The following is a 5,465-nucleotide window of genomic DNA, read 5'->3' on the forward strand; positions in this document are numbered from 1 at the left end:
CCGATGCAGAGCGGTGCTCGAACCGGTTCGGTTGGGAGGAGGAAGAGAGTTCGCGGCCGCGGTCCGGTTCCGAGTCGACCCGAGGGCCGCTCGCCGTCCCGCAGCGACTCGTCCGAGTATAGGGAGGGCCGGGGCAGACGTCAAGCCGGAGCCCGGTACGCGCGTCAACCGCGCGGTCCGGGACTCTGTCGCCCCTGGCGGGCGGCTTGTTCGAGCCCCTGTGACGTGCGCGGTCCTCACACCGGGACCGCGCTGTTACGTCGGCTTTTGTTCAGACAACGGGCTTCCTGCCCGGAAGGTTCCCGCTCGAAACCCATCGGCCCCGGTTGTGGCCCAGCTCTCCCCCCCCTGTTCCACGCCCCGCGCTCACAGCAGGTCTGCGAGCAGCGTGGACGCGGAAGCGGGAGACGGCCGGACCGCGCCGGACACCGGATCGGCGGACACGGCCGCGGGCCGGTGTCCGGCACCGGCCCGCGGAGCGGCATATCAGCCGTTGAGGACCAGGCCGCCGATGTTGCGTTTGCCCTTGCGCAGCACGACGAAGCGTCCCTGGAGCACGTCCTCGGGGCGGAGCACGGCCTCCACGTCGGTGACCTTGACGTTGTTCACGTAGGCCCCGCCCTCCTGGATGGCGCGGCGGGCCGCGGACTTGCTCGGCGTCAGGCCGCTCTGCGCGAACGCGTCGGTCACCAGCAGCCCGTCGACGGGACCGTCGACCTCGGCCCGGGGAACCTCGGCCAGGGCGGCCTCCAGCGTGCGGGCGTCCAGGTCGGACAGGTCCGCGCGGCCGAACAGGGCCAGGCTGGCCTCCTTGACCTTGCGGCACTCCTCCTCGCCGTGCACGAGGACGGTGAGGTCCTCGGCCAGGACGCGCTGGGCGGCGCGGGCCTGCGGACGCTCCTCGGTCTGGCGCTCCAGTTCCTCGATCTCGTCGCGGTCGCGGAAGCTGAAGGTCTTCAGGTAGCGGACCACGTCTCGGTCGTCGGCGTTGAACCAGAACTGGTAGAAGGCGTACGGCGAGGTCAGCTCGGGGTCGAGCCAGACGCTGCCGGACTCCGTCTTGCCGAACTTGGTGCCGTCGGCCTTGGTGAGCAGGTTCGTGGTCAGCCCGTGCGCCTGGCCGTGCGGCTCGTTTCCGTCCATCCTGCGGACCAGGTCCAGGCCCGCGGTGATGTTGCCCCACTGGTCGGAGCCGCCGGTCTGCAGCGTGCAGCCGAAGCGGCGGTAGAGCTGGACGTAGTCGTAGGACTGCAGGAGCACGTAGCTGAACTCGGTGTAGCTCATGCCCTCACCGTCGAGCCGGCTCCTCACCGTCTCCCGGGCGAGCATCTGGTTGACGCTGAAGTGCTTGCCGACGTCGCGCAGCAGCTCGATGGCGTTGATCTCGCCGAGCCAGTCGGCGTTGTTGGCCAGGACGGCGTCGGTGGGCTCCGGCTGCTCCCCCTCGGGGGTGAAGCGCAGGAACGCGGACAGCTGCCCGCCCAGGTTGTCGACCCAGCCCCGCACGGTCTCCAGCGAGTTGAGCTGGCGCTCGGCGTTGGGCTTGGGGTCGCCGATGAGACCGGTACCGCCGCCGACCAGCGCGATCGGGCGGTGGCCTGCCTGCTGGAAACGGGCCAGGGTCAGGATCTGGGTGAGGTGGCCCACGTGCAGGCTGCCCGCCGTCGGGTCGAATCCGCAATACAGGGTGATCGGACCATCGGCGAGCGCCTTGCGCAGTGCGTCAAGGTCGGTCGTCTGCGCGAGCAGGCCGCGCCACTGGAGTTCGTCGATGATGTCGGTCACTGTGTTGCTCTCTGTTGTGTAGGCGGGCCCCTGGGGCCCGATCTGCCTTGAAGTGTAGGCCGGACGCGGCGGAAGGCCATCCGGTTTTCCCGCCTCTCCACGCTATCGGCTGTGGTGGAGCCGCAGATCGCACGGCCCCGCCCCGGCACGGCCCTGTCCCGACACGGTCCCGCCCCGGCACGGGGACAGCCCCGCCCCACGAAGAACCCGGCCGGATCCCCTTGACCCGGTTGGCTAATGGCATTAGCTTTTTGGTTATCAGGGAAAGCCAAACGGCGGGGAGAGCACGATGCACCACCTCACACGTCCTCAGGGGCGGATCGCCTACGACCTCTACGGAGCAGGGAACACCGGACCGCTCGTGGTCTGCGTGCCCGGCATGTTCGACCACCGCCACTCCTTCCGCTTCGTCGGCGCGGGCCTGGCCGAGGCCGGATACCGGGTCGCCGCCATGGACCTGCGCGGCCACGGCGACAGCGACACCACCTTCGACGACCACACCAGCCGGGCGGCGGCCACCGACGTCATCGCCCTCACCGAGGAGCTGGGCGGAGAAGACGTGGTCATCGTGGGCAACTCCCTGGGCGCGGGCGCCGCCGCCATCGCGGCCCAGGAGCGGCCCGACCTCGTCGCGGGCATCGCCCTGCTCGGCCCGTTCCTGGGCCCGCCCTCCCAGGGCCTGTTCACCCGTGTCGGCCAGCGTCTGCTCCTGCTGCGTCCCTGGGGTCCCCGCGCCCTGACCGCCGTCTACGACCAGTTGCACACCGGCCGCAAGCCCGAGGGGCACCGGCGCCAGTTGGAGCTGGTCCTGGAGATGCTGCGTCCGGCCGACCGCTACCGCGCCGTGTACCGGACGGTCTACGCGCCCAACGAGACTGTCTCCGACGCCGGGGGGATGCGGGCCCGGGCCGTGGTGGTCATGGGCGAACTGGACCCCGACTGGAAGGACCCGCGTGCCCAGGCCGAGCGGGTGGCCTCCGTGGTGGGGGGTTCGGTGCTGATGGTGCCCGAGTGCGGCCACTACGCCCACGCGCAGCGGCCCGACGTGGTCGTGCCCGCCGTGGAGGCACTGCTCCAGGAGGTGGTGGCCGGTGCCTAGGGCGGGGTTGACCCCGGCGGTGGTGGCCGAGGAGGCGGCGCGGCTCAGCGATGAGGAGGGGTTCGACTCCCTGTCCCTGGCCGCGGTCGCCAAGCGGCTCGGAGTGGCCACGCCCAGCCTGTACAAGCACGTGGACGGGCTGACGGGACTGCGCCGGGAGGTGGCGCTGCTGGGCGCGAACGGGATCGGCGAGGAGGTGCAGCGCGCCGCCGTGGGCCGGTCCGGCCCGGAGGCGCTGCGCGCGACGGCCGACGCCTACCGCCGCTACGCGCACGCCCACCCGGGGCGCTACGCGGCCCTGCAACAGCTGCCGGTGCTGGCCGGGGCCAGGGCCGAGCTGGCCACCGACCCGGTACGGGTCCTGGCCGCCGTCCTGCGCGGGTTCGGCATCGCCGAGGAGCAGGCCGTGCACGCGATCCGGGCGCTGCGCAGTTCGCTGCACGGGTTCGTGGACCTGGAGACACGCGGCGGCTTCGGCCTGCCCGAGGACGTGGACCAGTCCTACGCGCTGCTGGTGGAGGGGTTCGTCCGCGCCTTCCAGGAGTGGCCGGACACGGTGCCCGGCGCGGCTGGGGCACACGAGGACACGGGGAGGGGGTAGGCGGTGCTGGCAGGACACTTCGGGGTCGCGGGCGTCGTCAGGGCGTGGCGCCCGGAGCTGCCCATGGGCGCGCTCCTGGTCGCGACGCAGTTGCCGGACCTGGTCTTCCTTCCTCTGGCGGCGCTGGGCGCGGAGAGCGGGGGCCCGGCCTCACCCGGTCTGAGCGGTTACGGGTCCCTCCTCATCCGCGCGGAGTACTCCCACGCCCTGGTCAGCAACCTGCTGCTCGCGTTGTCGGTGGGCGCTCTGGTGCACGTGTCGCTCCGTGGACGGTGGGGTCGGGACGCCGGTGCGGTCCTGGGCGGGGTGGTGTTCAGCCACTGGCTCCTGGACCTGCTCGTGCACCGGCCGGACATGCCGTTCCTGCCCGGTGACGCGGGCGGGCTGCCGCTGCTGGGCCTGGGGTTGTGGGAGGCGCCGGTGGCGGCGGCCGTGGTGGAGGGCGCGCTGGTGCTGGCGGGCACGGTCCTGTACGCCTGGCGCACGCTCCGGGACCAGCCGGACCGCGTCCGGGCACGGCTCTACAGCGCGGGTGTGGGGCTGCTGCTGGTGGGTTCCTTCGTGTTCGACCTCCTCGCGTCCTGACGTTTCCGTCTCCCCTCGTCGGCGTGCTCCCGGTGAGCAACACCTGGCTTCGGGCGGTGTTACGGCCCTGCCCGGCATGGGCCAAGCTGGTGGGGACGACCGCGCGCCGTCCGCGCGCGGCGCCCGACCCGTTGTGGAGCCCCTGATGCCCAAGAAGGCCGCGTCGAAGATCGGTGGTCTGGTGACCGCCGTGGTCGGCGTCCTCGCCGTCGCCGCGTTCGTGCTGTACCAGCTGGGAGTGATCGAACCGGACCCAGAGCGCACCGCCGAGCCCCGGGACGACGGTTCGTCCGTGCCCGGGGACGGCGGCGCCTCCTCGTCGGTGGAGCAGGCCCGGCAGTGGATGGAGGAGTTGCGGGTGGAGGAGGAGAGCGACCCGCCGGGGTACGACCGGGCGCTCTTCCCCCACTGGGACAGCGGTGTGCAGGACAACTGCACCACCCGTCAGGTGGTCCTGCTGCGCGACGGCGAGGACGTGCGGGTCGACGACGACTGCCAGCCGGTGTCGGGGTCCTGGTACAGCCCCTATGACGGGGAGACCCTGACCGAGGCGGAGGACCTGGACATCGACCACATGGTGGCCCTGAAGGAGGGCTGGCGCTCGGGCGCCCACGAGTGGACGACCGAGGAGCGCGGACGCTTCGCCAACGACCTGGACTCCTCCCAGCTGTGGGCGGTGAGCGCTTCGACCAACCGGTCCAAGGGCGACTCCGACCCGGCGGACTGGCTGCCGCCGTTGGAGTCCTCGCACTGCGACTACGTGGTCTCGTGGATCGAGGTCAAGCACGTGTGGGACCTCACCGTCGATCCGGACGAGGAGGCGGCGCTGCGCGAGGTGCTCTCGGGCTGTTGAGGCCGGTTCAGGCGGGGTTGGCGGCTCTGACTCCCCGCGCGGTGGTCAGGAGTTCCTGCTGACCGACGAGGCCGAAGGCGTCGCGGACCTCCACCGCCGCCCCCCTGAAGGGCGTCCAGAACGCCTCGGTCTCGCCGTGCAGGGCGGTGAGGCCGTTGTTGTCGAACTCGGTGAGCTCCCAGTCGGGTGAGCGCTCGTGGTAGTGGGTCAGGAAGTCGCGGACGGCGGACAGGTCGGTGAGCCTGTCGCCGCGCATGACCAGGACCTGGAGGACCACCCTGGCCCCTCCCCCCTCCAGGGTCGTCTCCCACACCCGGCTGGAGAAGGACACTCCGCCCCACTCGTAGTCGAAGTCGGAGACCGAGGTCTGGTCGTCGATCTGGTCGGGCAGGTACCCGATGGTGAATCCGTCCAACTCTCCCCCTCGTGGGCTGGCTGCGGCCGGGGCCGCGACGAGTGCGAGCGCGGCGGCGAGGACCGCCGCGACCCACCGGAGAACACGCATGGTCACCTCCGGCGGCGGTCACGGGACCCTCCCGCAC

General features: G+C 71.7%; 6 protein-coding genes. 4 read left to right on the forward strand and 2 right to left on the reverse strand.

Features of this window, described 5'->3' with window-relative positions:
- Window positions 1-486: 486 nt before the first annotated feature.
- Window positions 487-1,785, reverse strand: coding sequence for a tyrosine--tRNA ligase (tyrS, locus tag DQW06_RS00005; RefSeq protein ID WP_071622433.1), 1,299 nt, complete (start codon window positions 1,783-1,785; stop codon window positions 487-489).
- Between the two features lie 289 nt (window positions 1,786-2,074).
- Between tyrS and DQW06_RS00010 the strand changes: the two genes are divergently transcribed.
- The 4 genes from DQW06_RS00010 (at window position 2,075) to DQW06_RS00025 (ending at window position 4,923) form a co-directional block, all read left to right on the forward strand.
- On the forward strand, window positions 2,075-2,884 hold the full coding sequence (locus DQW06_RS00010) for an alpha/beta fold hydrolase (RefSeq protein WP_013154058.1): 810 nt from the start codon (window positions 2,075-2,077) through the stop codon (window positions 2,882-2,884).
- Complete coding sequence (locus DQW06_RS00015; RefSeq protein WP_071622434.1) at window positions 2,877-3,485, forward strand: TetR/AcrR family transcriptional regulator; 609 nt, start codon at window positions 2,877-2,879, stop codon at window positions 3,483-3,485. Before DQW06_RS00010 ends, DQW06_RS00015 begins: the two co-directional genes overlap by 8 nt.
- Window positions 3,486-3,488: 3 nt before the next feature.
- A complete protein-coding gene (locus tag DQW06_RS00020) occupies window positions 3,489-4,070 on the forward strand; it encodes a permease (protein WP_117197718.1) in 582 nt (193 codons plus the stop codon).
- Between the two features lie 145 nt (window positions 4,071-4,215).
- The gene (locus DQW06_RS00025) at window positions 4,216-4,923 is read left to right on the forward strand and encodes an HNH endonuclease family protein (protein WP_013154061.1); all 708 of its coding nucleotides are present in this window, start codon (window positions 4,216-4,218) and stop codon (window positions 4,921-4,923) included.
- Between the two features lie 7 nt (window positions 4,924-4,930).
- On the opposite strand, the gene DQW06_RS00030 is transcribed toward DQW06_RS00025, so the two are convergent.
- Window positions 4,931-5,338 (reverse strand): hypothetical protein, encoded by a 408-nt coding sequence (locus DQW06_RS00030; protein WP_013154062.1) that lies wholly within the window; start codon window positions 5,336-5,338, stop codon window positions 4,931-4,933.
- Window positions 5,339-5,465: the final 127 nt, after the last annotated feature.

The sequence above is a fragment of the Nocardiopsis sp. TNDT3 genome, assembly GCF_003427465.1.
Lineage (GTDB): Bacteria > Actinomycetota > Actinomycetes > Streptosporangiales > Streptosporangiaceae > Nocardiopsis > Nocardiopsis dassonvillei.

Coding starts and splice junctions, on each gene's coding strand:
- DQW06_RS00025 (WP_013154061.1), top strand. CDS start 4,216: ATGCCCAAGAAGGCCGCGTCGAAGATCGGTGGTCTGGTGACCGCCGTG.
- DQW06_RS00010 (WP_013154058.1), top strand. CDS start 2,075: ATGCACCACCTCACACGTCCTCAGGGGCGGATCGCCTACGACCTCTAC.